Annotated in this window: 1 protein-coding gene and 1 tRNA gene; both read left to right on the forward strand. The window is 61.6% G+C overall.

The window, feature by feature from the left end:
• Nucleotides 1-485 (forward strand): methyl-accepting chemotaxis protein (locus tag D6877_RS23340; protein WP_241662946.1); only part of this gene is annotated, 485 nt, incomplete at its 5' end.
• A 115-nt stretch (nt 486-600) separates the two neighbouring features.
• Nucleotides 601-677 (forward strand) — tRNA-Met (locus tag D6877_RS23345).
• The last annotated feature ends 40 nt before the right edge of the window (nt 678-717 follow it).

A 717-nucleotide genomic window follows, 5' to 3' on the forward strand; every position in this document is an offset into this window, starting at 1 on the left:
CCGAGCAGACCAACCTGCTCGCACTCAACGCCGCCATCGAAGCCGCCCGCGCCGGCGAACAGGGTCGCGGCTTTGCCGTGGTCGCCGACGAGGTGCGCAGCCTCTCGCAACGCACGCAATCGTCCACCGCGCAGATCGCCGGCACCGTCGACAGCCTGCGCGCCACGGTCAACGAAGCGGTGAGCCTGATGGAAGCCGCCTGCGGTCAGGCGCAATCGGATGCCGAGGCGGTCACCGGACTCGGCGAACGCCTGGGAGAAATCGCCAGCGCCGTACAGAGCGTCACCGACACCTTGGCGCAAATCGCCACGGCGGTTGAAGAACAGGCCAGCACCGCCGACGAAGTCAGCGGCAATATCCAGCAGGTCGATCAAGCGGCGGTGCGTTTGCTTGAAGGCGCACGTGCGGTGAACCTCGCGGCCGACACCTTGAGCCAGGGCAGCGAAGCCCTGAGCGCCAATACCGCCAGATTCCAACTGCGCTGACGCCCTCCCCGGCCCCGATTTTCGGGGCCCGAGGATAAGCGGTTGAAAACAGGAAGAAATATTTTCGATTTACGCTTGACGCTTTGCCATTTCAGGGGAATAATGCGCGCCACTTGGCTACATAGCTCAGTTGGTTAGAGCATAGCATTCATAATGCTGGGGTCCGGGGTTCAAGTCCCTGTGTAGCCACCAAGTACTAAAAACGGCTTACCGAAAGGTAGGCCGTTTTTTT

The organism is Pseudomonas sp. Sample_9, from assembly GCF_004307535.1.
Taxonomy (GTDB): domain Bacteria; phylum Pseudomonadota; class Gammaproteobacteria; order Pseudomonadales; family Pseudomonadaceae; genus Aquipseudomonas; species Aquipseudomonas mercuritolerans.